The following is a 26,944-nucleotide window of genomic DNA, read 5'->3' on the forward strand; positions in this document are numbered from 1 at the left end:
TCATATGAACCAATTTCTATTTAAATGTCTGTGTTGCAAACTGCAATTAATCACTATAGTTGTAGTGGCTAAGCAAAAAGCTTTTTTGTCATTGTCGATCTTTAGTGCACCGTAATGAAAGCTTCTTCGGTTCGTAGTGTTACAGTTAAACAACAATTAAAAAATCATAACAGCCTGTTAACTGTTAGTTTTTTGTAACAAAAAATCATAAATTCGTCTAATATTCCAAAATGTTTTAAAATTCTATTTATGTATACTATTAAACCCATTGTTGTATCTGCTTTTGCGATGTTAGTCTTAGCAGGTTGTGGTGCCGGAAAACAGGCGTCAAAAACAAACACACCAATTGCTGAAACAGCTCCAGTAGTACTGGTAAAAAAAGCACCCATTGCAGATAATGATTTAAAGCGATGGAGTCATTTAGATTTGATAAAAGATACCATTCCTGGTATGAGCGTTGATAAAGCGTACGCAGAATTATTAAAAGATAAAAAAGGAGTCAAGGTAATCGTGGGTATTGTAGATTCGGGGGTAGATATTGAGCACGAAGATCTAAAAGATATGATTTGGATCAACGTAAACGAGATTCCAAATAACGGGATCGATGACGATAATAATGGGTACATCGATGACATGTACGGATGGAACTTTTTAGGTGATGCTGTGGATGAGAATCTAGAAATGACCCGCATTGTTAAAAAAGGGGATGACGGTTCTCAACAATATAAAGATGCCTTGGCTGCGTATAACGCAAAATATGAGAAAACGCTGGAAGACAAACAGCAGGTTGATTTCTTATTAGAAGTACATAAAACAATAAAAGACGCTTTGAAGAAAAAGGTCTATACATTGGAAGATTTAAATACGATTACTTCTGCAGACCCTAAAGTGATGCAAAGTAAAGCGATAATGACTCAGATTTTAACGAATTCAGGACCAACATTCAATCCAGAATCGGAATTAGAAGATTACCGCGAATCAGTTTATAATCAGTTGAACTTTAATCTGAACAAAAATTTTGACGGAAGAAAAATTGTTGGTGATAATCCCGAAGACATTACTGATACCAAATACGGTAATAATATCGTCTTTGGACCAGACAAAGAAAAAGCGTTGCACGGAACGCACGTTGCGGGAATCATTGCGCAAGTACGCAACAATAATTTAGGTGGCGATGGTGTCGCGAATCATGTTGAAATTTTAACAGTTCGTGCTGTGCCAGACGGAGATGAGTATGATAAAGACATTGCGTTAGCTATTCGTTATGCTGTTGACAACGGAGCCAAAGTAATTAACGGAAGTTTTGGAAAAGGATTTTCTCCGCACAAGCAATGGGTGTATGATGCTATACAATATGCAGCGAAAAAAGACGTATTAATTGTTCATGCCGCTGGAAACGACGGAAATAACATTGATCTTACGGAGAACATTAATTATCCTAATGATGCAGAAGACAACATTAGGGAATTTTCAGATAATGTATTGACAATCGGAGCAATAAACAAAGTATATGGCGAATCGGTAATTGCACCGTTCTCTAATTACGGGACGTTAAATGTAGATGTATACGCCCCAGGACAAGAAATTTATGCAACGGTACCAAACAACAAATACAAGTATTTGCAAGGAACTTCAATGGCATCTCCAAATGCTGCGGGAGTTGCAACTTTAATTCGTTCGTATTATCCAAGTTTAACGGCTTCGCAAGTAAAACACATTTTAATGGATTCTGGAATTTTGCTTCCAGCGATGGTTAAAATTGGTGAAGATTCAAATACTGAAGCGCAATCGGTTAATATGACATCAAAATCACGTAAAATGGTTAATGCTTACAATGCGTTAATCATGGCAGAAAAAATGTCAAAAAACTAAATTCTATTTATTTTAAATCCGACGGAAGGACGAAAATCCTTCCGTTTTTTATTTATATAACAATGCGAAAAATATTATTACTTACTTTTTTTAGTCTTGGTTTTGGTGCGGTGCAGGCACAAAGTTCAGGCTATTGGCAGCAGCAGGCTGACTACAAAATGGATGTTGCTGTAGATGCTAAAAACTTTCAGTTCAAAGGAACACAACAATTGATTTACACTAATAATTCATCGGATACTTTGAAGAAAGTGTATTATCATTTATTCTTAAATGCATTTCAACCCGGAAGTGAGATGGATGCAAGGCTGCACAGCATTAAAGATCCTGACGGAAGGATGGTAAAAAAAATTAAAGTAGATGGCAAAGAAAGCAAGCAAAGCCGAATTGAAACGTTGAAACCTAATGAGATTGGATTTTTAAAAATAGCTAATTTTAAGCAAGATGGAGCCACAGCTAAAACCAATATTGTTGGAACTATTATGGAGGTTACGTTAGAGAAACCAATTCTTCCAAATTCTAAGTCTACGTTTACTTTAAATTTTGACGGACAAATTCCTGTTCAAATTCGCAGAACTGGACGCAATAGTACCGAGGCGATTGAATTGTCTATGTCGCAATGGTATCCAAAATTAGCAGAATTTGATTTTGAAGGATGGCATGCTGACCCCTATATTGCTAGAGAGTTTCACGGAGTTTGGGGCAATTTTGATGTAAAAATTACTATAGATAAAGAATATACAATTGGCGGGACAGGCTACTTGCAAAATCCAAATGAAATTGGGCACGGGTATCAGGATACTGGTGTAACGGTTTCACACCCTAAAAAAATGAAAACGTTGACTTGGCATTTTATTGCGCCAAACGTACATGATTTTGCATGGGCGGCCGATAAAAATTATGCACACGATATTGTAAAAGGTCCGCACGATGTTGATTTGCATTTTTTATATAAAAATGATCCAAAAACTGCAGAAAAGTGGAAAAAGTTACCAGCTTACATGGTTAAAGTAATGGATTTCTTCAATCAAAAAGTAGGTCTTTATCCGTATAAGCAATATTCTTTTATTCAAGGTGGGGATGGCGGAATGGAATATGCGATGTGTACGTTAATGTTAGGAAGTGGAACTTTAGAAGGGATTTTAGGAACTGCTACGCATGAACTGGGGCATTCTTGGTTTCAGCATGTTTTGGCATCAAACGAATCAAAACATCCATGGATGGACGAGGGTTTTACCACTTACGTGGAAGACATGGCTATGAATGAACTAGTGGTAGAGAAAGCTGCTAATCCTTTCGAAGGAAATTACCGCGCTTATTACAATTTGGTAAATTCAGGTAAGGAGCAACCGCAAAGTACGCATGGAGATCGTTACAATGAAAATCGTCCGTATAGCACCGCATCGTATGTAAAAGGAAGTATCTTTTTGTCTCAATTAGAGTATGTGATCGGAAAGGAAAACGTAAATGCAACCTTAAAGAGATATTACAATGACTTTAAATTCAAGCATCCAACGCCAAACGATATCAAAAGAACGGCTGAACGTGTTTCTGGAGCTGAATTAGACTGGTATTTGACCGACTGGACTCAAACCACGAACACGATTGATTATGGTATTAAATCGGTGGATACGGACGGAAAATCGTTCAACATCAAGTTAGAGCGTATTGGACTAATGCCAATGCCTATAGATATTTTGGTTGAATATGCAGATGGCACTTCTGAAAGTTTTTATATCCCGTTGCGAATGATGCATTTCGTTAAAGAAAATCAGAGTCCTCAAATAAAGAGAACCGTTTTAGGAGATTGGGCTTGGGCAATGTCAAACTATGAGTTCCGTATCGCTAAAGATAAGAACAGCATCAAAAAGATTACAATTGATCCAAGCGGATTAATGGCAGATGTTAAACAGGCTGATAATGTTTACGAGGTAAAGTAAAAGTCTAACTTCAGTTTAAAATACAAAAGGCTCGAATTACTATAATTCGAGCCTTTTGTATTTTGTAAAGATAAAGTTTTCTTGATCCTTGGTTCTTTGTACGTAAATTAAAAATTTATAGGAATGCCTATATTTCCTGTTGATTGCTAACCTTCAGTTTGTTCCAATAAAAAAGGTGGATAAATCCACCCTTTTTGCCCCAAATCTACCATAAACTTAACCTACTAAAATTATGGTTTTATAAAATTAAACAAGATGTGTCTTAGCGCCAAGAAATGTAGATTAAAAGCAGATAAATCCGATTAAATGCATAATTTAACTTTTGTTTAATACGCTCTAGCGTCTTTTCCTTCGTAAAAATTCATGAATGCACGGTTTACCACTCGGTTTCCACCCGGAGTTGGGTAATCTCCTGTAAAGTACCAATCTCCTAGATTTTTAGGACAAGCGATGTGCAAATCATCAACGGTTTGAAATATAATTTTTACTTCAGCATTAATTTCTGGAGAGCTTAGCATTTCAGCAATCTTATCTGAAACTTCTTGCGGCTCAAATTGATCATATATAGCGGTTACATAATTTACGAAATCGGTATCTGCAAAGTTTTCTTGCGCTTTACATTTTGCGTACACTTCATCAACAATATGATAGAGATTGCGTTCTTTTAATAATTCTAATGCTGCTTTAAAAGCAACTAAACCTTCCATCTTGGCCATGTCAATACCGTAGCAATCAGGAAAACGAATTTGAGGAGCAGAAGAGACAATTACAATACGTTTTGGTTTCAAACGATCCATCATCTTAATAATGCTCATTTTAAGAGTTGTTCCTCTTACAATACTATCGTCTATAATAACCAAATTGTCTGTAGGCTTAATTACACCATAGGTAACATCGTAAACGTGCGCTACTAAATCATCTCGGCTACTATCTTCGGTGATAAAAGTGCGCAGCTTGGCGTCTTTTATTGCTATTTTTTCCGTTCTAATTTTTACCTCTAGTAATTCCTTTAACGATTGCTCTGTTAACGTATTTCGATTGGCTATGATGTGCGTGTTTTTACGCTGATTTAAAAAGTCTTGCGCTGCTTCAACCAATCCGTAAAATGAGGTTTCGGCAGTGTTAGGTATGTAAGAGAAAACCGTGTTGTCCGTATCATTATCAATAGCTTCTAAAACGGCAGGTAAAATCAATCTTCCCAAATGCTTGCGTTCTTGGTAAATTTCAGCATCACTTCCTCTCGAAAAATAGATGCGTTCAAATGAACACGATTTCTTAACGGTCGGAGTTAAAATTTCCTCCATTGTAACCGTACCATTTTTTTTAATGATTAGCGCATTACCTGGATCAATTTCTTGAACACTTTCAAAAGGAACATTAAAAACTGTTTGAATAACCGGACGTTCTGATGCAACAACTACAACTTCATCATCTTGATAATAATAGGCTGGGCGAATTCCTGCGGGATCTCTAAAAACAAAGGCATCTCCATGACCTAGTAATCCGGCCATCGCATATCCACCATCTAGATTCTTTGCAGATCGGGTTAAAATTTTACCAATATCCAAACGTTCAGCAATAATGGGTGAAGCATCTTGTTTCGAGTAGCCTTCTGTTTTACAATCTTGGTACAATTGCATCACTTCTTTATCTAAAAAGTGTCCAATTTTTTCCATGACAGTAACCGTATCGGCCATTTCTTTAGGATGCTGTCCTAATTCTATTAAATTAGCAAAGAGCTCTTTTACGTTAGTCATATTAAAGTTTCCTGCCAACATAAGGTTGCGGTGCATCCAATTGCTTTGACGTAAAAATGGATGAACACTTTCGATACTATTTTTTCCAAAAGTACCGTAACGTACATGTCCTAAAAACAATTCTCCTAAATACGGAATGTTTGCTTTTTGTGCGGCTACATCATCTGCATATTCGGGGTGTGCAGTCATTTCGTCATTAATGCGTGCATTAATTTGAGCAAAAACATCTTGAATAGCTTGGCTGTCGTTCGATCGTACTCTACTAATGTATCTTTGCCCTGGCTGAACGTCAAATTTGATGCTTGCAAAACCAGCTCCATCTTGTCCGCGGTTGTGCTGTTTTTCCATCATCAGGTACATTTTTTGTATCCCGTAAAATGCCGTTCCGTACTTTTCTTTATAAAATTCAAGCGGTTTAAGAAGTCTAACCAAAGCTATTCCACATTCGTGTTGTAAAGCGTCACTCATTAGTGTGTGTGTTTGTGTGTTGTTGTGATTTTTAGTGGTAACAAATCAAAAAAGCCCCGTTAACCGAGGCTTTTAGGTATTATAATGATATATCAAATTGTGTTAGCGACTTAAATTCTTTCAAGCGCGTTATCACTTCGTCTTTTTCTAAGCTTTCCATTCGTTCTGTGCCAAATTTCTCCACACAGAAAGAAGCTAAATTGGATCCATAGATTACCGCATTCTTCATATTTTCAAACGAAATGTTTTCGCTTTGCGTAAGATATCCTGCAAATCCTCCTGCAAATGTATCTCCAGCTCCCGTTGGATCAAATACGTCTTCTAGAGGAAGCGCTGGTGCGAAGAACACTTCTTTTCCTTGGAACAACAATGCGCCGTGTTCTCCTTTTTTAATTACCACATACTTTGGTCCCATCGTATGTATTTTTGCTGCCGCTTTAACTAATGAATATTCGCCCGAAAGCTGTCTAGCCTCTTCATCATTAATGGTCAAAACATCTACGCGTTTGATCACTTCTAACAATTCAGGTAAAGCGCAATCCATCCAAAAATTCATAGTATCTAAAACTACTAATTTTGGTTTTTCAGTCAATTGATCTAAAACACTGCTTTGTACTAAAGGATGTAAATTACCTAAAAGCACTATGTCAGAATTGGTGTAATTAGCCGGAACTTTAGGTTGAAAATCAGCTAAAACGTTTAATTGTGTGTCTAAGGTATCTCTTGAGTTCAAGTCATTATGGTAACGACCGCTCCAAAAAAAGGTTTTACCGCCTTTTACAATTTCTAAACCCGAAAGGTCAATGTTTCTAGACGCTAATAAGTCTAAATGTTCTTGCGGAAAATCATCTCCGACTACAGAAACTATGGCAGATTGCAAGTTGAAATAAGAGGCTGAAAGTCCAATATAAGTTGCAGCACCGCCTAAAATTTTATCTGTTTTTCCGAAAGGAGTTTCAATTGCGTCGAAAGCTACCGTTCCAACGATCAATAATTTATTCATTGTGTGAATTTGGAATTAAAGTGCAAAGATACTTCATAACAATGAAAGTTGCAAAGGTTGAGTCTCTCAAAGTTATCATAAAAAAATAGCGCTGCTGCAGTAAACTACACTATTGATAATCAGTAAATTATAAGTTTTTTATATGCTTAAATAAATTAATTGGTTTTCCAGATTTATTGCTAATTATTGAAGAATTAACGGTCGATTAAATCTACTTTCGTGTAATTATTTAATTTTCCCATTTTCTTTTTCGTAAAAAACGTCAATTGAAAGTTGTTTTTGCGTGGCTGCCATAACGGCTAGTTCGTCACATCGCTCATTTTGTGGATGATTGTTATGTCCTTTAATCCATTTAAAGTCGACTTGATGCTTTTTATTAATAATTAAAAAACGTTTCCATAAGTCTGGATTTTTTTTACCAACAAAGCCTTTCTTTTCCCAACCAAAAACCCATTTTTTTAATACAGAGTCTACAACATACTTCGAATCAGAAATGACTAAAACTTTCATGTTTGGATTTTTAAGTTTTTCGAGGCCAACAATAACAGCCAGCAATTCCATCCGGTTGTTAGTAGTTAAGCGAAAACCTTCGTAGAATTCTTTTTTATGTGGCGTTCCCACCAATTCCATCACAACACCGTAACCGCCGTTGCCTGGATTTCCTTTAGCAGCGCCATCTGTGTAAATATGCACTTCGTGTTGATTCATTTTTAAAATATTGATCTATTTATCCAATTAAAATTTTCTCTAAAACGTGTGGAAAGTGCAATTGTTCTAAAACATGAATTCTTTCTGCCACTGTTTCTGGCGTGTCAAGTTCGGATAAGGCCATTTTTTCTTGAAATATAACAGCGCCTTCATCGTAGTTTTCGTTTACGTAATGAATGGTGATTCCGGTTTCTTTTTCTTTGTTTTCAATTATAGCTTTGTGAATGTGCATGCCGTACATTCCTTTTCCGCCATAATTTGGTAAAAGTGCCGGGTGAATATTTACAATACTATGGGGATAAACGTCAATTATGTTTTTTGGAAATTGTAATAAAAAACCAGCTAAAACGATCAAGTCTGGACCGATCTTGTTTATGATTTGAAGTACTTTTCCTTCCGTTAGATCAGTTTTGGAGAAAACTTCGGTAGGAATTTGATGATTATGTGCTCTTTCGATAACTTTTGCTAAAGCATTATTTGTTAGCACCAAAACGACTTTTGCATTTTTTGTTTTTTCAAAATATTTAATTATGTTTTCGGCATTAGTACCTGATCCTGAAGCAAAAACGATTATTTTTTTCATTGTAAGGGCATATTTTTTTATGCAAAAAACGGAATAAAAAACGTAATTAAATAGCATTATCACTGCTTTGTTAAAATATATTTTATAAATTAGTGTTACATTTATTAACTAAAGTGCGGTTTTAAAATAAAGTTTTTTATTTTTGCCATCAAATTAAATTCTAAAATTAAAGATTATGTCAGACATTGCATCAAGAGTAAAAGCGATTATCGTAGACAAATTAGGCGTTGACGAAAACGAAGTTGTAACAGAAGCAAGCTTCACTAATGATTTAGGAGCTGACTCATTAGACACTGTTGAGCTTATCATGGAATTCGAAAAAGAATTCGACATTCAGATTCCGGACGATCAAGCAGAAAACATTGCTACTGTAGGTCAAGCTATTTCTTATATCGAAGAAGCTAAAAAATAATACATCAAACACCCGAGTTTTTTATGGTAATAGAAAATCGGGTGTTGTTGTTTTTATTCAAAGACTAAATTTTGGGTTGAATTTCAATCAAAAAGATATATTCCTATTGTAATACCCATGGCTCTTAAGTTTTATACTGGTAAGAAAGCGTGGGTTTTATTTGTTTAAGTTAACAAAAGATATTTTTATGACATTAAAGCGAGTGGTTGTAACAGGATTAGGTGCTCTTACTCCTATTGGAAACAATATCCAAGAGTATTGGGACAGTTTGATCAATGGAGTTAGCGGAGCTGCTCCTATAACGTATTACGATACTGAAAAGCATAAAACAAAATTTGCATGTGAAGTTAAAAACTTCAACATCGAAGATTACATGGACCGTAAAGAATCTCGCCGATTAGATAAGTTTGCTCAGTACGCTGTAGCTGCAAGTGACGAGGCGATTAAAGATGCTGGTTTAAACGACAGCAATGTTAACAAAGAACGTGTTGGTGTTATTTGGGGTGCAGGAATTGGTGGTTTACAAACGTTTCAGGATGAAGTAATGTACTACGCAAAAGGCGATGGTACACCAAAATTCAATCCGTTTTTTATTCCTAAAATGATTGCAGATATTGCTCCGGCGCATATTTCTATGCGTAACGGATATATGGGTCCAAATTACACAACTGTTTCAGCCTGTGCATCATCTGCCAATGCTTTAATAGATGCTTTTAACTACATTCGTTTAGGGATGTGTGATGTTATTGTGTCGGGAGGTTCAGAAGCAGCGATTACTATTGCAGGTATGGGAGGTTTTAACTCTATGCATGCTTTATCAACAAGAAACGACAGTCCAGAAACGGCATCAAGACCATTTGATGCAACTCGTGATGGTTTTGTTTTAGGTGAAGGAGCTGGAGCGTTAGTGTTGGAAGAATACGAACATGCTAAAGCAAGAGGTGCAAAAATCTATTGCGAAGTTGGTGGTGGCGGAATGTCTTCGGATGCGTACCATTTGACGGCTCCACATCCAGAAGGAATTGGGGTAATTGCAGTAATGAACAGTACGCTTCGTGATGCTGGACTAAAACCAGAAGACGTTGATCATATCAATACGCACGGTACATCAACTCCATTAGGAGACGTGGCCGAGCTTAAAGCCATCAGTCATGTTTTTGGTGAACATGCCAAAACAATCAACATCAACTCTACAAAATCAATGACTGGTCATCTACTAGGAGCTGCTGGAGCTGTAGAAGCAATTGCTTCTATTTTAGCTATGCAACATAGTATTGTTCCACCAACGATTAACCATACCGTTGCAGACGAAAATATCGATCCTTCACTAAACTTGACATTAAATAAAGCGCAAAAAAGAGAGATTAATGTTGCTATGAGTAACACTTTTGGATTTGGTGGACATAATGCTTGTGTGTTGTTTAAAAAATTAGTTGACTAATTTAAGTATATGAGTATTTTCAAAAAAATATTTTCAAAATCCCGTTCTCAAGAAGGCGGGATTTTTTTTGACTCTATTCAAAAAATTGTTGGTTTTGCGCCAGCATCTATTGAGCCATATAAAAAAGCATTTACCCATCGGTCTTCTAATAAGTTAGATGAGAACGGACATGCTATTAATTATGAAAGACTAGAGTTTTTAGGAGACGCCATGTTAAGCTCTGTTATTGCAGCGCATCTCTTTAATGAAGTTCCTACAGGCGATGAAGGGTATTTGACTAAAATGCGGTCTAAAATCGTAAGTAGAGAGCATTTGAATGAACTAGGAAAAGATCTAAACTTAATTAGATTTATCGAAAGCAAAGTGCCTGTGCAGCATTTTGGAGAAAACATTCACGGTAACATTTTTGAGTCTTTAGTCGGTGCCATTTATTTAGATAAAGGATACCATTTTTGCGAAAAATTTATTCAGCAAAAAGTAATTGCACCGTATGTTAATATTTCGCGATTAGAAGGCAAAGTGATTAGTTATAAAAGTTTAGTTATTGAATGGTGTCAGAAAGAAAAACACAGCTTTCATTATGATATTTTTGAGGATAATGGCATTGGTGGCGAACGTCTCTTTGGTGTCAAATTAAGTATTGATGACAAAGTAATAGCTAAGGCAAGAGCAACATCCAAAAAGAAAGCAGAAGAAAAAGCATCGCAGCGCGCCTATTTTGCTTTTCAGGAAAAAATGGATAAAAAATAAAAAAATCGCAGAAATTATTTAATACTACAACGTTATCGTTTATAAATTAACAAAAACATCCTCTCGGAGATTATTTAACCTCCGTTAGAAATGTTATATTTACAACTTTAATTGACAAGACATGGCAATTCATAAATTGGATCTTGGCGAATTTGATGAAATCGATTACGATCTGATAGCAATTCATACTTCTTTAGAAAGTTATCGGCTGGCTTATTTTATCAATCAGAAACTACCGATCAATTTAAGTAAAAGCAAAAACGAAATTGAAATTAGTCTCAAAGAGGGAGACACCTATTTTTCAAGGTTTTACTTCTACAATGAAGAGAAATCCATTTCTTGGAATTTAATTCAAAATAAGAACGAAATAAATGTGGGTAGTAAACCCGATCAACACGATTTATTTTCAAATACAATGACAGAAGTAAATACCAATGTGTACTTGCTTCCTGATTTTAAAAAGGTTGACTATTTTTTAAAAGTTGAAAAGAGTGAGGAAGCTTTCGATATATTAAAAATACTGCAACTATTAAACACCATTGATACCATATCAGCGGTTTATGAAGTTGATACTAGTAAAATAAAATCAAAAAACAATTTAATTTTTTAATAGAAATGCTTACAAACAAAAAAACAAAAATTGTGGCCACACTTGGGCCTGCAACCAGTACACGAGAAATCATCAAAGAAATGGTTGACGCAGGTGTAAATGTGTTTAGAATTAATTTTTCGCATGCAGATTACGAAGGAGTTAAAGAGAAAATAGATATTATTCGTGGATTAAACGAAGAATTCGGACAGACTACTGCCATTTTAGGAGACTTACAAGGGCCTAAATTACGTGTTGGAGTGATGGAAGAAGGAGTTGTAGTTAATGACGGAGACCTGATTACGTTTACAACTGCAGATGAAATCATAGGAACTGCAGAAAGAGTGTTTATGAAATACAAAAACTTTCCAAATGATGTAAATCAAGGAGAACGTATTTTATTAGACGATGGTAAACTTATTTTCGAAATTATTTCGACAGATAAAAAAACCGAAGTAGTTGCCAAAGTAATTCAAGGTGGTGAATTGAAATCTAAAAAAGGAGTTAATCTTCCGAATACTAAAATTTCATTACCAGCTTTAACAGAGAAAGACATTGCAGATGCTATTTTTGCGATTGAGCAAAAGGTAGACTGGATCGCTCTTTCTTTTGTAAAAACACCAAGAGACTTACAGGATCTTCAGGAATTGATAGACAAGCATTCAGAATTTAAAATTCCGATTATTGCTAAGATAGAAATGCCAGAAGCATTAGAAAACATAGACAAAATTATTGCTTATTGTGATGGATTAATGGTTGCTCGTGGTGATTTAGGAGTTGAACTTCCTGCACACGAAGTGCCGTTGGTGCAAAAAGATTTGATCCGTAGAGCAAAAATTGCTAGAATTCCAGTAATTGTTGCCACTCAAATGATGGAAACGATGATTTCTAGCTTGACTCCAACTCGTGCAGAAGTTAATGACGTTGCCAACTCGGTAATGGATGGAGCTGATGCAGTAATGTTGTCAGCAGAAACAGCTGCAGGAAATTATCCGGTACAAGTGATTCAGAAAATGACTCAAATTTTAGAAGCAGTAGAAGATTCACCTCTTATTCAAGTGCCACAAAATACACCGCAAGTTAAAACAAAACGTTTCATTACTAAAACAATTTGTCAGCAAGCAGCAGTGATGGCTAACACGATTGGTGCTAAAGCAATTTGTACCTTAACGAATAGTGGATATACGGCTTTTCAGGTTTCGGCTTGGAGACCTAATGCACACATTTTAGTGTTTACTTCAAATCGCAGAATCATTACACAATTGAATTTGTTATGGGGAGTAAAATCATATTACTATGACAAAATTGTTAGCACAGATGACACCGTAACTGATGTGAACATCCTAGCAAAAGAAAAAGGATATGTTGTAAAAGGAGATTACCTAATTAACCTTGCAGCAATGCCGATTAAAGAAAAAGGAATGGTAAATACCATGAGAGTTTCTGAAATAGAATAATCTTATTTCGTTTGATATACAAAAAACCGTTGAGAACTTTCTTAACGGTTTTTTTATTTTTAGATGGCTTGAGTGCTAAAAATGGTTTACAATTCTGGGTTTACTTTGCGCTACAATTGTGTGATACGAACATGCCGAAAGTATAGTACCCACAAAAATGGATGATTCGTTATCGTCTTTTGTTTGAAAAACAACCTTAATAAAAGCATGAAAAATTTCGGTATTGCTTTACGTGAAGTTTTTTCAGAGTTATCGGTAAAAAAAGTAATTTAAAGCACATCACAACTTGGGAAATGTGCAATCGGAAAATTACACGAATTAGCGATAAAACATAATTTTCTAGCTTCGGTATGTAAAGCAAGAGCCAATTCTTTTTGATGTGGATTGGCAATTTGAACTTTTGGATAAAGCCTTGCTTCTGTAAAGCGACCACTTCCATCTGCAGCTACTTCAAGAGAAGCTTGGGCAGTATCCGAATAATTTAAGACTACAATATTATTCTTTTTGCAAACATATAAGTAAGACATCATATGGCAAGAGATAAGGCTGCTCAGCAATAAATCCTCTGGATTGTATAAATGTGGATTTCCTTTAAAAGCTTTAGCCGCAGAAACGTTTAAAACAGGTTTATCTGCAATCGTGATGGTATGCGATTTAGTATAAAATCTAGCTTGTTCGGATTCTAAATTTTTTTCTAACTTCCAATTTAAAGCGGCTTTGAAGATATGTTTGAAAGTCATTTTTCTATAAATTTTTCAAGTACTGAGAATAGGTATTACAACGAATTTCGTAAAATTAGTGCCGACTTATTTTCAATATTTTCTTTTTGATTTTTTAAAACCATATGCGCTAGAATTTTGCCCATAGCTTGAAAATCAGTAGAAATGGTAGTAATGCCATTTTCAACTACTTTTTTAAGTGGTGATTCGTTGTACGAAATGATTCCGTAATCTTTTCCTAATTTAAACTCTTGCTGCTTTCCTTTTTCAATTACACTTACCAAATCTCTGTCATTGGGAATCACATATACTTCTCCATCTGTGATGGTTCGGTCTTTAAATTCGGTGATCACCTCATTGTCAAAAGAATAGTCATTGCAAAATTTTAGAAATCCATCTCGCATGCCTAGAGGTTCTCTAAAGCCTGGAAAAATTAAAATTAATTTTTTATATTTTTCGATCATCTTTTTACCCTTGACAAGACCCTCATAAATATCCTTTTTGTGATTTTGATAAACTGCTGGGAACATCATAAGGTCTTCGTTGGTCTGGTCTAGAATATAGACTTCATTTGGCGGAAGTGTTGCTATTGTTGCCGTAACATCTTTTAAGTTGGTGGGCATAACAATGTATTTCGTGTAATTTCCGTTGCTGTCGTTAATTAATTTATTAAAAACGGAACTATTAAAGTGATGAAAGAAAATATCGACTTGTACGTCTTCGCCAATACTGTCTAAGAAAGAGTTAAATAGATCTTCCTTAAAAACATTTAGTTCATCAAAAAGTAAGAAAACACGGTTCTTAATAAGGATCTGTGTACTTTTGATATAATAACCTTTGCCAGGAATGGCATAAATAATACCTCTTTTTTTTAGCTCATCGTACGCTTGTAAAACCGTATCACGCGATAGACTGTTTGCTAAACAAACTTTATTTACAGAAGGTAACTTATCTTCTTTAAACAGCAGCTCGTCAACTAAAGCGCGCTCTATTTGGGATATAATTTGCTTATACTTAGGAATTCCACAGTTATTTTGGATTATGCTTATTTTCACTGCTTTTTCTTTGCAATATACATAAAAACTGGTAGGAGGCGGTATGATAAATAATTGTTATTGCTTATTTTTATTTTTTTTAACAAAATTATTCAAAAGTGATAAATAATTGATTTACAAAAATAACCTCAAAGTAATTTTCGCTTCAAACTAAATTTTTAGTTGAATGCTCATTTCGGTCAAAAATACAAATAAAGTAAAAGTTTATCCGCTTTTGATAGTGTTCAAAACTAGCCCAAAAAAAAGGGAAAATCATACTAGTTCTCCCTTTTTTTGTTATTAGTTCTATCGAATATTTATTCGATTTCTTCCTCGTCTTTATCTTCCTTTTCGATAGCATCTTTATAATCTGGGTATAAAAATTTATTATACGGAAAACGAGTAATGTGAATGTGGCGAACTGCTTCGTATACACGTTCTCTAAATTCCTCAAAATTTTCCTTGTTGGTTGCAGAAATAAATAAAGCATTTTCTTCACCAACACGACTCATCCAAGTAGATTTCCATTCTTCTAATGTATAATGTCTCGGAGTGCGTTCGGTCATTAAATCATCTTCGTCAATTGTTAAATGCTTGAAGGAATCGATTTTATTAAAAACCATAATAACAGGTTTGTCATTGGCTTTAATATCCTGCAAAATTTGATTGACAGATGCTATGTGGTCTTCAAAATCAGGATGCGAAATATCTACAATGTGTAGTAATAAATCAGCTTCACGAACCTCATCTAACGTACTTTTAAACGAATCTACCAATTGTGTTGGTAATTTTCGAATAAATCCAACAGTATCAGAAAGTAAAAATGGTAAATTCTTAATAACAACTTTTCGAACCGTTGTGTCAAGAGTAGCAAACAATTTATTTTCGACAAAAACATCACTCTTACCTACGGCATTCATGAGTGTCGATTTTCCAACATTGGTATAACCCACCAAAGCAACACGAACCATAGCGCCTCGATTGCTACGCTGAACGCCCATTTGTCTGTCGATGCTTTTAATTTTTTCTTTCAATAATGAAATTCGATCGCGAACAATACGTCTGTCCGTTTCGATTTCTGTTTCACCAGGTCCACGCATTCCAATACCACCTTTTTGGCGCTCTAAGTGCGTCCATAGACCAGAAAGTCGAGGTAATAAATAGATACATTGAGCCAATTCTACTTGCGTTCTTGCGTATGAAGTTTCTGCTCTTTGCGCAAAAATATCCAAAATCAAATTGGTGCGATCTAAGATTTTACAATCTATAATTTTTGAAATATTTTTTTGTTGGGAAGGCGATAGTTCATCATCAAATATTAAAGTTGAAATCTCATTTTCTTTCACAAAAAGATTTATTTCTTCTATTTTTCCAGTACCCAGAAAAGTTTTAGGATTGGGCTTGTCCATTTTTTGCCAAAATCGTTTAATCACTTCACCACCAGCAGTAAAAGTCAAGAATTCTAGTTCGTCCAGATATTCGTTAAGTTTTTCTTCGCTTTGACTTTGAGTAACAACACCAACAACGGCTGTTCTTTCAAAATTTAATATTTCTTTTTCTAACATATCATATAATAAGCTACAAATTTAAGGAATTTCGACGACTAATGATTATAGAATTACCATTTTAGAAAAGGCAAAAAAAGCTCCAATTGAAAGTTGTTTTATCAACCTCAATTGGAACTCTATATTTAGCGTGACATACCGTCTATTCGTAAAAAAAAGCAGATTCAGTTGCTATTAATCCATCGCCATCTACTCTGGAACTGGAAATAGGATAATTGATTGCGTTGTATTTGAATTTTTCGATCACTGGCTCGAACTTTTCAGAAGTCGCTTTAAACGTTAATCCATTATTTTTTGATATCGATTGGAATTCGAATTCATCATCATAAAAGGAAATTAATGGCGTGATTACTTTGTAATTTACACCAAATAATTTTTCTACAATCAACTGACTTACCGAATTTTTATCATCGTAAGTAAACATTTTGATCGTTTTATCTCCAACTAAACCAGTGTGGCGCGTAACATTTGCATCACCATACGAATACTCTGCTTTACCAATAATTTGCTTGTTGCGATTGCGAGAAACGCGTCTTACAATTAAACCTTCTTCCACAATATACTCAATGTCTTCCACCAATTGTTGGTGGCTATTGCTGCGTTTGGCTTCTGCTTTTATGCGCGCGCCTTCATAACTAAATTTCACTGTCTTGGTTACATATTCGTTACCATCTTGATACTTTTTAGAAAAAAATGTCAGTCTGCTATTAGCATCATAATTGTACGTTGCAACCTCTTTCCAGTTACTTCCAACACGTTCTTTAGTCGTTTTATTTAAAAGACCTTTCTCATCGTAAAAAAAATTCTGAATAACATCAGACGTTTTTATAGTGAATAATTTGCCACCCGTAAAGGCAATGTCTTTGTTTATGATTTCGCCGTCTTTTGAATTTTTATAGAATTTCTGAACAACTTTAATATTCTTCAATACAGGTTTGTCTTCCATCAATTGTGCAGTCGAAATAAGTGGAAATGCCATCATACATATGGCCATAAAGTAGTTTTTCATCATAATTTTAAATTGATTTGGGGCTGCCAAAGTACAAAATTCAATTTAATAGAAGAATTATAAAAGCTAAAAAGGACTTTTTTAATGAATGAAAATAATCCAATAAAGTGGAGTACAAAACTTTATTTAATTTTTGCTCGCATCCACTGAGTTATATATTCCAAGGCAATAGGAGAAAATGTTTGTTCGATAGTTGCATATTCGCTTGGTAAACCGGTAGTGGATTCTTGAAAAAGATGGTTCATATTTGGAAATTCCTTTGTGATAAAATCTTTGTTTCCACCTTTTTTTAAAGCATTACTTATCGCAATAAGGTTTTCTTTTGCTGGAACCTGTAAATCATTTTCGCCATTAACGGCCAGTACAGAGCATTGTACTTTTTCTAATGTCAAAGCGGGGTTGTACTTTAAAAAATACTTCATCCAAGGATTTAATATCTTATTGCACTGCATAGCGACATATTCTTCTTTCGTTACTCCGTTCGGAATCTCAGTTGTAGCTGCGTCAATAAATTGTCTTACATCAGCTTGCAACTTTTCTTCATTTTTGGATTGAACCACCATCTCAAAAATTTTGCTATTTAGCTCGAAAGTTTTTTTCATATCACTTTCAGAAAATCCAGCTGCTTTTGCAAGAGCTCTTTGCTGTAATAATAATAATTGGTCTCCAGAAATTCCAGGGCCCGCCAGCAAAACAATAAAACGAATGTCTTTGGATTGCGTTGCAACCATTGGAGCAATCAGTCCACCTTCGCTATGACCTATTAAACCAATTGCTTTTTTATCAATTTCCTTTCTAGTTTTCAAATAGGTAAGAGCACTTTCTACATCTGTAGCAAAATCTTGCGAGGTTGCAGATGAAAAGTCACCGGTAGATTGTCCTACGCCACGGTCATCAAAGCGTAAAACCGCAAATCCATTTCTAGTTAAATAATCAGAAATAACTAAAAAAGGTTTGTGCCCAAGTATGTCTTCATCTCTTTTTTGAGGTCCACTTCCCGTGATTAAGATAACAGCAGGATAAATTCCTTCTTGTTTGGGTAAAGACAATGTTCCTGCCAATGAAATAGATGCTTTGCTATTTGGAAAAGTAACTTCTTCTGTATGATAAGGATATGGCTTTTTAGGATCTTGTGTCTTAGCGATCTCTACTTTTTCTAGAGCTTTTTTTGATAAATTTAGCGGAAATTCTTGTCCACCTTGTTTAAAAGTTCCGATGATTTCCTTTCCTTTCAATTCACCGGTATATTCAATTCTAGCATTGGTAACTTCAAATTTCACTAAAGAATTTTTAAATGTTGTCTGGGTAACTGGAATTCCATTTGCGCCTTGATCGGGACTGTCCATCGTTGTCGTAAATCCGTCTGCTGTTTTACTTACATTAAAAACGACTTTCAATTGAGTTTTCTGTACCGTTAGAACACCATTCCATTTCCCCTCAATTTCTTGAGCGTAAAGCGAATTTAAGAAGGTCAGCACGGTAACAATGAAAAAAAATAGAAATGATCTCATAAGTTTAATTTTAATATAAAGTTGCTCGCTTTCAGACGATAAATATAGTTTTTTTCTTGGTAAAATTATTTATTTCCGAAAATTTGTATGTCATCCAACTGAAATGTTCCGTCTAACGCTAAATTTTTTCCAGAACCATTGTATTTGAATGCGATATTAATTTTTCCGGTATATGACGACAAATCTATAGCGCCGCTTCCTACAAATTGATACCATGGAGTAGCTTGATTTGGTAGCTTAACTTGTAGCGGAATCCAGGTTGCTTTTGTTACATTTAAACCATCAAAATTGGTGGATATTAAAACTTCCAATGAATTTAACGGAGAGTCGACATCGAGATGATGCTGTGCCGTTCTAAAAGTCAAAGTCTCATTTTGGTGTGTATCCATATCAATTTTTGGAGTGATTAACCACGCAGCATTTAGTACGTTTTTGGTTGAAGCGATATTAAACTCAGTACAACCATTGCCCGATTTTATAACGCCTTTCCAAAACTTGGTTCCGGTTTGTGCGATGTTCGCCCAACCTGCTAATTTTAGCGTTACATTGTGTTCTACTGTCTGAAAATCTTCGGTAAAATAGGCAACTCTTCTGCCTTGAGTTAAATTCACATCTTTTTCAGAACGCGCTATTAGCTGGTAATCGGTACCATATTTTGTTAAAACACCGCGTACGCTTCCGCTGCCATTAGGTATTTTATTAGAGGCAAACTTGGCGTAACTACTGGTTCTAAAAATCAAGTGATTTCCGGTCTGATCTAGTAAATACCAATTGGATGCGCCACCAACATCATTAAGTTCTTCATAATATTGTCTGCCCAAAGCCAGTTCAGCAAACTGTACATTTTCTAATTCGACCAAAGTATTTAGATTGGCATCAATAGCCACGTCCTCGATTGAAAATTTGCGTACCAGTTCTTCTTCGGAAATAGTAGTGCAGCTCGCATTTAATACTTTTTTAATGTCATTTTGAGAAACTCTTCCAACAGTTGCTTCTCCGAAACTATTGACATATAAACTGCCAATTCGTAAACCTCCGAAGTAAACATCACTAAATTGATTTTGCATTTTTACATATACTTTGTTGCCGACACGGTAATCGATATACGTATTACTGGCATCAACACCAACACTAAAGCCCTCTACGTCACCTCGTTCATTAAGAGAAGTTTGCAGTGAAATGGTCTTAAAAAAGTTACCCGATTCATCTGTAGAAACAACAAATGCTTCAATCACATCTTCATATAAATATTTCATTGGGTTGGCAGCGCTTACGGCTCGGATGTCGGCGACTGATTTAGTGCTAGTAAAATCAGGTTGAGCGCAAATTAATTCTGGAATTTCTGGCTCTTTCGAATCACAGCCACTTAGCATAGTAATAAGTAAAAGAGAACATAGTGCGTGTTTATGATATGTTTTCATAGCGGTAGATTTTTTAAAAACTTAAAGTAAGGTTTGCAAAATAGGTTCTTCCAAAACCGTAATAATATTTGGATCCGAATGAAGGCGTTTCGCTCGATACATCTTGATTTAGTTCTCTAAAATTGGCATTTCGAGATTGTTCAAATCCGCCTGTTTTGTATTTGGAATTCAGAATATTATTGACGCTAGCAAATAAACCAATGTATTTTGACTTTAGTCGCCACGATTTTCCTGCAGAAAAATTAACTAAAGTAACTGCTCGCAGTTTTTCTTGACTAAGCAATTTATGAGCGCGTTCTTGGGTTGCTTCGGGGAAAGTGTAGCCGTTGGCAGGATTTTTAAAGAAAGCGTTCGTTCGAGAAATCGGAGCTATGTCAATGTACATATCATCTAGATAATTAATATTTGCGCCAATCCACCAATAATGTGGGTCACGATATTCGATCCCGAGAGAATATGCTTGCTGCGGAGTTCCCGGAAGTTTATAATTTTTTAAGGCTGAGTTACCGAAATCAAAAACCGGATTTGCATCATTAATAGTTGCTTGGGCATCATTGGTTAGCTTTACGTTTGGATTACTATCGTAAATGTACTTACCGTAATTTGCCGCAACAGTTGTTTTAAGCGTTGCTGTAAGTTGATAGTCAAAGCTCAGTTCAATTCCTTTATTCGTTTTGTTTAAACCTGTTAGTGCTTGGCCTACAAAAGCATCAGTGTTGTTATATGAGAATCCTTTGTCAAAGATTCCTTCGGCATAAAAAAAGGAAATTTGAGTGGCATTTTTAATTTCAGAATAAAAAGCGGTTATGCGTGTTTTGAGCTTTGGTGCATGAAAAACATAATTCAATTCGGCACTATGAAGCGTTTCGTTGTTGATCGCTGCAACCACTGAATTATTTAAACGGGAATTCTGAAAGGTGTTTCGTAGAGCCGGTGCCTTTGTTTGATGCGAAGCATTTGCAAAGAGCCATTGCTTGCCCGAAATTTTATAAGTAAAACCACCTTTAAAACCAAAGTTCTCAAAAATTAAGGAATTACTTTTCCCCAATGAATTAGTGGGATATAGCCCATTTTGGTAGAATCCTTCGCGTTGGTATTGCGTCGAAGAAAAAGTTTGAGCCAAATAAAAATCGATATTTTTATAATCAAAACGAAATTGCGTAAAAGCATCAAAAACGATGGCGTTTAAATTGTAATTGTACCCGTAGCGGTCACCAACTTTAACTTGTAGGTTTGGATTTTGTAAATCAGATTGCGATTGAGTTCCGGTATAAAAAGCATCAATATCTTCAAAATAACTACCGCCCAATAGATCGGTCAAGTACTGAAAATTATGCGATTGCAATTTTCTAAAATTTAGACCTCCGTTAAATGTGCAGTTGTCTGAAAAACGCGAATATAAAGTGCTATTTGCAGTAAACAATTGGTCTTCGACTCGGTCTTCATATAAGACATAATGACTTTTATTGGGGTAATAAGTTGCAATTTGCCCGTTGGAATCAACAGTAGCATTTTGATTGGCACGATACATCGCTGCCCAATCTATTTGAGAATTGGCTAAGTAGGTGTTTTTACTTTTGTCCGCTTCTTCATAATTGGGTAGATAATCGCCAGAATATTCACCCTTATCACTTCCATAAATTGAGGTGTAATAGCTTGGTAATTTGCGATAATACGTAGGATCCGGACTGTTGGCATTTTGATAATCAATATTGCTGTTGGCAATTTTCCCAAATTGATACGCCACTGCCGAATTAAGTTGAGTCTTTTCGTTTATTTTGAAATAGTGGTTCAGCATCAAAACGGGTTCAGCAACGGTTTTTACCCTAGCGTTTCGCTTTTCTCCATTTTGCCATCCCCAGTATGAATTGTATTTCTCCGTCGACAATTCGGTCACTTCATTCGTATTGGGTGAATTCTTTCCACGCTGATTTGGTGTAAAAAAGCCGGTAAAATTAAGTGAGTGCTGGGTCGAGATTTTCTTTTCGATACTCATAAAAAAAGATTCGGCGTCGTAGGTAGTTCCATCAAAATAAGCTTCTTTAGCATAGCGTTTTCCAGCAGCAACGACAAAAGCCCAGCCTGAACTACTCATACCAGATGCATAAGACGCCATGCTTCGCGCACTGTAATTTGTATTGCTTGCCGAAAAAGACAAACGTGTTCCTTTGCGATACATTGAGGCCCGTGTAAAAATTGCTTGAGTACCTAAAATACCTCCAAAAGAATAAGGAGAAGGCGCCGTTCCTATCGTGAATTCTTGATTGCGCAACACATCGTTCAATCCTCCCCAATTACTCCACTGCGGTCTGCCGTCGTAAATTTTGTTCATCACTAACCCGTTAATGAGCATGTTGGCGTTTTCGTTATCCAATCCCCGTACGCGAAAGCGGGCTTGACCCCAATTAAATGCTGCGGCTTGTAAAAATGCGTCCCGAGAAGATTGCAGTAAACTCGAGGTATTTTCGGAAGTAGAATTGTCGTCGCTCAGGTCACTTTCTAGTAAGCTGATCCAACTGTTTTGAGCTTCAGCAACTAGATTTTCTTCCAGCGATAAAACGCCTAAATTTATGTTTTTGGTTGTAGCTAACGCAAGTGGTATTAATAAATCTTTGAAGCCTTGACTGCGCAGTAGCAATAGTTGATTGCCATTAAAAGGAACTTCTATTTCAAATTTACCATCGGCAGTTGTAAGTTGTGTAAGAGTTGAATTCTGAAGAGTGACCACCACATAAGAAAGGGGCTTTTGTGTCGCATGGTGAATCACTTTCCCAGAAATGAGGTAGTGATTTTGAGACCAAATAGCCGTACATATTAAAAGAGTAAATAATAAAAGTAGTTTTTTAATCATATCGCCTAAAACTGTTTGAGTTGAAAAAAAATAAATGTGTCCTCTTTCTGTACATGAAAAAAGACAATTGTAGTTCAAAAAAAATCAGTTTTGGAAAAATTTTAGATCAGACCTACTTTTTGAGAAGCAGGATTTATGTAACAGAGGCAAATATAATTAAAAAACAATATAAAAGTATTTTTCTTACAAATTAAATTATTGGATTGCTTTTACTCGGGTCACCATAAAAGCAATTAGAAAACCAAAAATACCGATGAAAGCAAACGAAAATTGCAAACCAAAGGCTTCAGCAATGTGACCAATAACGGGCGGACCCATTAAGAAACCCAGAAAACTTACGCTAGAAACAATAGTCAACGCATCGCCAGGTGCGACAGTCGGACTTTTGCCTGCCACACTGTATAAAGTAGGCACGATTGTAGAAACTCCCAAGCCGACTAACATAAAAGCTAAGACACACGGGATAATATACGGAAAAATTACGGCGGTTAAAAGTCCAGTAGAAACCATTATTCCACTAATTTGAAGCACTTGTTTTCGGCCAAATCTTGTCGTCATTTTATCGCCTAAAAAACGCCCGCCTGCCATCATTATCATAAACGAGGTGTAGCCCAAAATAACTAGAGAATCAGGTGCTTTTACAATTTCTTTAAAATAAACGCCGCTCCAATCGAACATAACGCCTTCGCTGGCCATAGAGCAAAAGCCTATTACGCCCAGCCAAATTAAGGAAGCATCTGGTTTGGAAAAGAACTTTCCTTTTTTGGTCAGCTTTCGATCCTTTGCTTTTATTAAGTAGCTGTAATTAAACCCAACTAATACTAAAACGAAACTAGCTATTAGTGCAAAATGTGTAAATGGATTGAGTTGTAAAACAGCAATTCCTAAACCAATAAGAGCGCCAATGAAACCCGCAAAACTCCAGGTTCCATGAAAAACGCCCATGATGTTTTTCTTTAATAACTTCTCGGCATAAATACCTTGGGTGTTAACAGCAATATTTGAAACATTGGCAAAAACACCAAACAAGAATAGGGCGGCTGCGAGCTGAAAAGCAGAGCTGGCTAAACCTATATTAACCAAGCAAATTAAGTAAATTAACACCGAATAGAGTAGGACTTTATGACTGCCATATTTTGTTACAAGTTTGCCTGAGAAAGGCATAATAGCCAATTGGCCAAGTGGAATTGCAAAAAGAATACTACCTAATTGACCTTCGCTTAAGTCCAAATAACTTTTAATGTCTGGAATTCGACTTGCCCAAGAAGCAAAACACAAACCTTTGCTGAAATAAAACATAGAAATTGCCCAACGAATTCGATTTAGATAGGATGTTTTCGAATTTGCATAACTCTTTTTTATTTTTCCTTTGGGAGTAAATCTTCCAACAAAATTCAAATAAAACATGGATTTCTCTTTTAGAATAAGAGCACAAAATTAATCAAATTATAACTTTTGACTGAATTTAATTCCGCTAAAACATAATTTTCTCGGACTCAATTTTACAAGAAGACGATTTTTTTGACTGCATTACTTTCGATAGCTGCTCCAATAATCTTCATAACATCAGCTCCATCTTGAGCTGTGACTGGTTCATCAGTATTTTTTAAAATAGAGTGGTAAAGGGAGTCAAATAAATCATAGTAATTGCCTTGAAGCGTTGGTGTTTTCGCTCTAATGATTTTTCCATCTTTTTCAGTATGCAGTAAACCTTGTAAAGATTCGGGTTCTGTTCCCCAATCGGTTCTGTTTGGTTTTTTACCTAATTTTAAATCATCTTCTTGCACGTCGCCACGTGGTTTTAAAAAGGATCCTTTTTTACCATGAACAGTAAAAGCAGGATGTGCTTCTCTCACAAAAAAGCCAGCTTTTAATCGCATTCTAAAATTCTCGTAATATAAGGTTAAATCAATCCAATCGTCTACCAACGAATTTTCTCGGGTAATTCGAATGTCGCCAGAAACGGCTTTGGGCAATCCAAACAAACACAAGGCTTGGTCAATTAAATGCGGTCCTAAATCTTTTAGAATTCCGGAGCCGTTGTTGGCAGTCTCTTTGTGTGTCTTTGGACTCAACAGCGGATTGTATCGATCAAAATGAAATTCGGCTTCAACCAATTCTCCTAAAAGGCCTTCATTAATTATTTTCTGAACGGTTTTAAAATCACTATCCCAACGGCGATTCTGAAAAACGCATAATTTCAATCCTTTTGCTTTCGCTAACTCAGCTAATTCTCGCGCTTCTTCAACGGTTGTTGTAAATGCTTTTTCGACCAAAGCATGTTTCCCTGCGTTGAGTACTTTTTTGGCATACTCAAAATGCGTTGCCACAGGAGTATTGACAATTACCAATTCGATTGAATCGTCGTTCAAAATAGATTCTAGGGACTCAAAGCTTTTTACATTAGGATAATCATTGTGAATTAATTTTTTAGAGCGTTCCCAAGAACCGACCAAGTCGAAACCAGAATGCAGTTGAAGGAAAGGAGCGTGAAACACTTTTCCGGACATTCCGTATGATAATAAGGCAGTTTTTATTTGTTGCATGAATGCTGTTGTTAAGAATACTGATTATTGTGAATTTATAAATTTATTATTTCAAGCAGATTTACAGATTGTCCAAATTTTTAAAACGCTTTGTGATTTGTTTAGATTTCTGCTTTGTTTCAATAAAGAAAATATCAAACTTTACAATTGAGCGGCATCTTTTTATTCCGACGAAGGAGAAATCTCCACAAGAAAATTTATCATAAAAATCAGCTAAAATTATTATATTTTCGCTCTTTCGTATTGCTTTGGCCAAGTCAAATCAACATTTAATTCTTTTGCAAAGTCCAATGCTAAATACGGACTTCTCAATGATTCTCTAGCAAATAAAACTAAATCGGCCTGATTGGTATTTAAAATCGCTTCAGCTTGAGCCGCTTCGATAATTAATCCAACCGCTCCAGTTAAAATCTCAGCTTCATTTTTGATGCGTTCTGCAAAGGGAACTTGATAATTTGGACCCAACGGAATTTGTTGGTGCGAAACCAAACCTCCCGAAGAAACATCAATTAAATCAACTCCTTTTTCTTTTAAAATTTTAGATAATTGTATTGACTCATCGATATTCCAGCCGCCATCTGCCCAATCGCTTGCGGAAATGCGCACAAATAAAGGTAAGTTTTTTGGCCATTCCGATTGAACTGCTTCTACAATTTCTAATGTAAATCGGATTCTATTTTCGAAACTTCCACCATATTCGTCGGTTCTACGATTGGATAGTGGTGATAAAAATTGATGCAATAAATAACCGTGAGCTGCATGAATTTCTAAAACTAGATATCCCGCTTCTACTGATCGTTTAGTTGCTTTTTTAAAATCTGAAATTGTTTTCTGAATTAAGTTTTTATCTAAAGCAGTAGTTTTTTCGTCATCATGATAGCCAATGTCGCTTGGTGAAACAGTTTCCCATCCACCTTGAGCGGGTTCTAATTTTTTACTGCCCTTCCAAGACGAAGAAACGCTGGCTTTCCGCCCCGCATGTGCAATTTGTATTCCCGGTATCGAATTTTGAGAAATAATAAACTCGTTGATTTCTTTTAGTTTTTGAATGTGTTCGTCTTTCCAAATTCCTAAGTCGTCTGGAGAAATTCTGGCTTCGGGCGAAACTGCCGTAGCTTCTTGAACAATCAGTCCGGCGCCACCGGTAGCACGGCTACCCAAGTGAACCAAATGCCAGTTGTTTGCAAAACCATCTGCCGATGAATATTGACACATAGGAGAAATGGCAATTCTATTTTTAAAAGTGATACTTTTTATAGTTAATGGAGAGAATAATTGTATGGGCATAGTTGTACTATTTAACAGTTTTAG

At 35.7% G+C, this 26,944-nt stretch carries 21 protein-coding genes; 7 read left to right on the forward strand and 14 right to left on the reverse strand.

Annotated features, from left to right (window positions below; genetic code table 11):
* Nucleotides 1-249: 249 nt before the first annotated feature.
* Entirely contained in the window at nt 250-1,872 is a 1,623-nt protein-coding gene (locus ACRASX_RS05415; RefSeq protein ID WP_432222683.1) for a S8 family peptidase, read from the forward strand.
* Nucleotides 1,873-1,934: 62 nt separating this feature from the next.
* Nucleotides 1,935-3,809, forward strand: coding sequence for a M1 family metallopeptidase (locus ACRASX_RS05420; protein WP_432222684.1), 1,875 nt, complete (start codon nt 1,935-1,937; stop codon nt 3,807-3,809).
* Between the two features lie 326 nt (nt 3,810-4,135).
* Here ACRASX_RS05420 and ACRASX_RS05425 read toward each other — a convergent pair whose 3' ends face one another.
* The 4 genes from ACRASX_RS05425 to ACRASX_RS05440 form a co-directional block, all read right to left on the reverse strand.
* Nucleotides 4,136-6,034, reverse strand: coding sequence for an amidophosphoribosyltransferase (locus tag ACRASX_RS05425; RefSeq protein WP_066312372.1), 1,899 nt, complete (start codon nt 6,032-6,034; stop codon nt 4,136-4,138).
* 79 nt (nt 6,035-6,113) lie between these two features.
* The gene (locus ACRASX_RS05430; RefSeq protein WP_066312373.1) at nt 6,114-7,037 is read right to left on the reverse strand and encodes a PfkB family carbohydrate kinase; all 924 of its coding nucleotides are present in this window, start codon (nt 7,035-7,037) and stop codon (nt 6,114-6,116) included.
* A gap of 225 nt (nt 7,038-7,262) precedes the next feature.
* On the reverse strand, nt 7,263-7,745 hold the full coding sequence (gene rnhA / locus ACRASX_RS05435) for a ribonuclease HI (RefSeq protein ID WP_066312379.1): 483 nt from the start codon (nt 7,743-7,745) through the stop codon (nt 7,263-7,265).
* A gap of 19 nt (nt 7,746-7,764) precedes the next feature.
* Nucleotides 7,765-8,328: a phosphoribosylglycinamide formyltransferase gene (locus ACRASX_RS05440; RefSeq protein ID WP_432222685.1), complete on the reverse strand. Its 564-nt coding sequence runs from the start codon at nt 8,326-8,328 to the stop codon at nt 7,765-7,767.
* Between the two features lie 175 nt (nt 8,329-8,503).
* Between ACRASX_RS05440 and ACRASX_RS05445 the strand changes: the two genes are divergently transcribed.
* The 5 genes from ACRASX_RS05445 to pyk all read left to right on the forward strand — a co-directional run bounded on the left by ACRASX_RS05445 (nt 8,504) and on the right by pyk (nt 12,977).
* Nucleotides 8,504-8,740, forward strand: coding sequence for an acyl carrier protein (locus tag ACRASX_RS05445; RefSeq protein WP_007137004.1), 237 nt, complete (start codon nt 8,504-8,506; stop codon nt 8,738-8,740).
* Nucleotides 8,741-8,927: 187 nt separating this feature from the next.
* The gene (gene fabF, locus ACRASX_RS05450; RefSeq protein WP_066312383.1) at nt 8,928-10,181 is read left to right on the forward strand and encodes a beta-ketoacyl-ACP synthase II; all 1,254 of its coding nucleotides are present in this window, start codon (nt 8,928-8,930) and stop codon (nt 10,179-10,181) included.
* A 9-nt stretch (nt 10,182-10,190) separates the two neighbouring features.
* Nucleotides 10,191-10,931: a ribonuclease III gene (gene rnc, locus ACRASX_RS05455; protein ID WP_066312391.1), complete on the forward strand. Its 741-nt coding sequence runs from the start codon at nt 10,191-10,193 to the stop codon at nt 10,929-10,931.
* Nucleotides 10,932-11,052: 121 nt separating this feature from the next.
* Nucleotides 11,053-11,541: an IPExxxVDY family protein gene (locus ACRASX_RS05460; RefSeq protein ID WP_066312393.1), complete on the forward strand. Its 489-nt coding sequence runs from the start codon at nt 11,053-11,055 to the stop codon at nt 11,539-11,541.
* Nucleotides 11,542-11,546: 5 nt separating this feature from the next.
* Nucleotides 11,547-12,977, forward strand: coding sequence for a pyruvate kinase (pyk, locus tag ACRASX_RS05465; RefSeq protein ID WP_432222686.1), 1,431 nt, complete (start codon nt 11,547-11,549; stop codon nt 12,975-12,977).
* 269 nt (nt 12,978-13,246) lie between these two features.
* Here the strand turns inward: pyk and ACRASX_RS05470 are convergent, their stop codons facing one another.
* The 10 genes from ACRASX_RS05470 to ACRASX_RS05515 all read right to left on the reverse strand — a co-directional run bounded on the left by ACRASX_RS05470 (nt 13,247) and on the right by ACRASX_RS05515 (nt 26,920).
* A complete protein-coding gene (locus ACRASX_RS05470; protein ID WP_066312397.1) occupies nt 13,247-13,717 on the reverse strand; it encodes an OsmC family protein in 471 nt (156 codons plus the stop codon).
* A 35-nt stretch (nt 13,718-13,752) separates the two neighbouring features.
* Nucleotides 13,753-14,751, reverse strand: a complete 999-nt coding sequence (locus ACRASX_RS05475; RefSeq protein WP_066312400.1) for a GntR family transcriptional regulator — start codon at nt 14,749-14,751, stop codon at nt 13,753-13,755.
* A 296-nt stretch (nt 14,752-15,047) separates the two neighbouring features.
* The gene (hflX, locus tag ACRASX_RS05480) at nt 15,048-16,295 is read right to left on the reverse strand and encodes a GTPase HflX (RefSeq protein ID WP_066312401.1); all 1,248 of its coding nucleotides are present in this window, start codon (nt 16,293-16,295) and stop codon (nt 15,048-15,050) included.
* A 142-nt stretch (nt 16,296-16,437) separates the two neighbouring features.
* Nucleotides 16,438-17,307 carry a hypothetical protein gene (locus ACRASX_RS05485; protein ID WP_432222687.1) on the reverse strand — a complete coding sequence of 290 codons (870 nt, stop codon included), beginning with the start codon at nt 17,305-17,307 and terminating at the stop codon, nt 16,438-16,440.
* Nucleotides 17,308-17,426: 119 nt separating this feature from the next.
* Complete coding sequence (locus ACRASX_RS05490) at nt 17,427-18,815, reverse strand: alpha/beta hydrolase family protein (RefSeq protein ID WP_432222688.1); 1,389 nt, start codon at nt 18,813-18,815, stop codon at nt 17,427-17,429.
* A 65-nt stretch (nt 18,816-18,880) separates the two neighbouring features.
* The gene (locus tag ACRASX_RS05495) at nt 18,881-20,236 is read right to left on the reverse strand and encodes a DUF5689 domain-containing protein (protein ID WP_432222689.1); all 1,356 of its coding nucleotides are present in this window, start codon (nt 20,234-20,236) and stop codon (nt 18,881-18,883) included.
* Nucleotides 20,237-20,249: 13 nt separating this feature from the next.
* Nucleotides 20,250-23,087 (reverse strand): carboxypeptidase-like regulatory domain-containing protein, encoded by a 2,838-nt coding sequence (locus tag ACRASX_RS05500; protein WP_432222690.1) that lies wholly within the window; start codon nt 23,085-23,087, stop codon nt 20,250-20,252.
* Between the two features lie 195 nt (nt 23,088-23,282).
* Nucleotides 23,283-24,494: an MFS transporter gene (locus ACRASX_RS05505; RefSeq protein WP_066312406.1), complete on the reverse strand. Its 1,212-nt coding sequence runs from the start codon at nt 24,492-24,494 to the stop codon at nt 23,283-23,285.
* Nucleotides 24,495-24,589: 95 nt separating this feature from the next.
* Nucleotides 24,590-25,633 carry a Gfo/Idh/MocA family protein gene (locus ACRASX_RS05510; protein ID WP_432222691.1) on the reverse strand — a complete coding sequence of 348 codons (1,044 nt, stop codon included), beginning with the start codon at nt 25,631-25,633 and terminating at the stop codon, nt 24,590-24,592.
* A 222-nt stretch (nt 25,634-25,855) separates the two neighbouring features.
* A complete protein-coding gene (locus ACRASX_RS05515; RefSeq protein WP_432222692.1) occupies nt 25,856-26,920 on the reverse strand; it encodes an NADH:flavin oxidoreductase/NADH oxidase in 1,065 nt (354 codons plus the stop codon).
* Nucleotides 26,921-26,944 lie beyond the last annotated feature (24 nt).

Origin of the sequence: Flavobacterium sp. TMP13 (genome assembly GCF_050847115.1) — a bacterium.
Taxonomy (GTDB): Bacteria; Bacteroidota; Bacteroidia; order Flavobacteriales; family Flavobacteriaceae; genus Flavobacterium.

Coding starts and splice junctions, on each gene's coding strand:
- ACRASX_RS05415 (WP_432222683.1), top strand. CDS start 250: ATGTATACTATTAAACCCATTGTTGTATCTGCTTTTGCGATGTTAGTC.
- ACRASX_RS05420 (WP_432222684.1), top strand. CDS start 1,935: ATGCGAAAAATATTATTACTTACTTTTTTTAGTCTTGGTTTTGGTGCG.
- ACRASX_RS05425 (WP_066312372.1), bottom strand. CDS start 6,034: ATGAGTGACGCTTTACAACACGAATGTGGAATAGCTTTGGTTAGACTT.
- ACRASX_RS05430 (WP_066312373.1), bottom strand. CDS start 7,037: ATGAATAAATTATTGATCGTTGGAACGGTAGCTTTCGACGCAATTGAA.
- rnhA (WP_066312379.1), bottom strand. CDS start 7,745: ATGAATCAACACGAAGTGCATATTTACACAGATGGCGCTGCTAAAGGA.
- ACRASX_RS05440 (WP_432222685.1), bottom strand. CDS start 8,328: ATGAAAAAAATAATCGTTTTTGCTTCAGGATCAGGTACTAATGCCGAA.
- ACRASX_RS05445 (WP_007137004.1), top strand. CDS start 8,504: ATGTCAGACATTGCATCAAGAGTAAAAGCGATTATCGTAGACAAATTA.
- fabF (WP_066312383.1), top strand. CDS start 8,928: ATGACATTAAAGCGAGTGGTTGTAACAGGATTAGGTGCTCTTACTCCT.
- rnc (WP_066312391.1), top strand. CDS start 10,191: ATGAGTATTTTCAAAAAAATATTTTCAAAATCCCGTTCTCAAGAAGGC.
- ACRASX_RS05460 (WP_066312393.1), top strand. CDS start 11,053: ATGGCAATTCATAAATTGGATCTTGGCGAATTTGATGAAATCGATTAC.
- pyk (WP_432222686.1), top strand. CDS start 11,547: ATGCTTACAAACAAAAAAACAAAAATTGTGGCCACACTTGGGCCTGCA.
- ACRASX_RS05470 (WP_066312397.1), bottom strand. CDS start 13,717: ATGACTTTCAAACATATCTTCAAAGCCGCTTTAAATTGGAAGTTAGAA.
- hflX (WP_066312401.1), bottom strand. CDS start 16,295: ATGTTAGAAAAAGAAATATTAAATTTTGAAAGAACAGCCGTTGTTGGT.
- ACRASX_RS05485 (WP_432222687.1), bottom strand. CDS start 17,307: ATGATGAAAAACTACTTTATGGCCATATGTATGATGGCATTTCCACTT.
- ACRASX_RS05490 (WP_432222688.1), bottom strand. CDS start 18,815: ATGAGATCATTTCTATTTTTTTTCATTGTTACCGTGCTGACCTTCTTA.
- ACRASX_RS05495 (WP_432222689.1), bottom strand. CDS start 20,236: ATGAAAACATATCATAAACACGCACTATGTTCTCTTTTACTTATTACT.
- ACRASX_RS05500 (WP_432222690.1), bottom strand. CDS start 23,087: ATGATTAAAAAACTACTTTTATTATTTACTCTTTTAATATGTACGGCT.
- ACRASX_RS05505 (WP_066312406.1), bottom strand. CDS start 24,494: ATGTTTTATTTGAATTTTGTTGGAAGATTTACTCCCAAAGGAAAAATA.
- ACRASX_RS05510 (WP_432222691.1), bottom strand. CDS start 25,633: ATGCAACAAATAAAAACTGCCTTATTATCATACGGAATGTCCGGAAAA.
- ACRASX_RS05515 (WP_432222692.1), bottom strand. CDS start 26,920: ATGCCCATACAATTATTCTCTCCATTAACTATAAAAAGTATCACTTTT.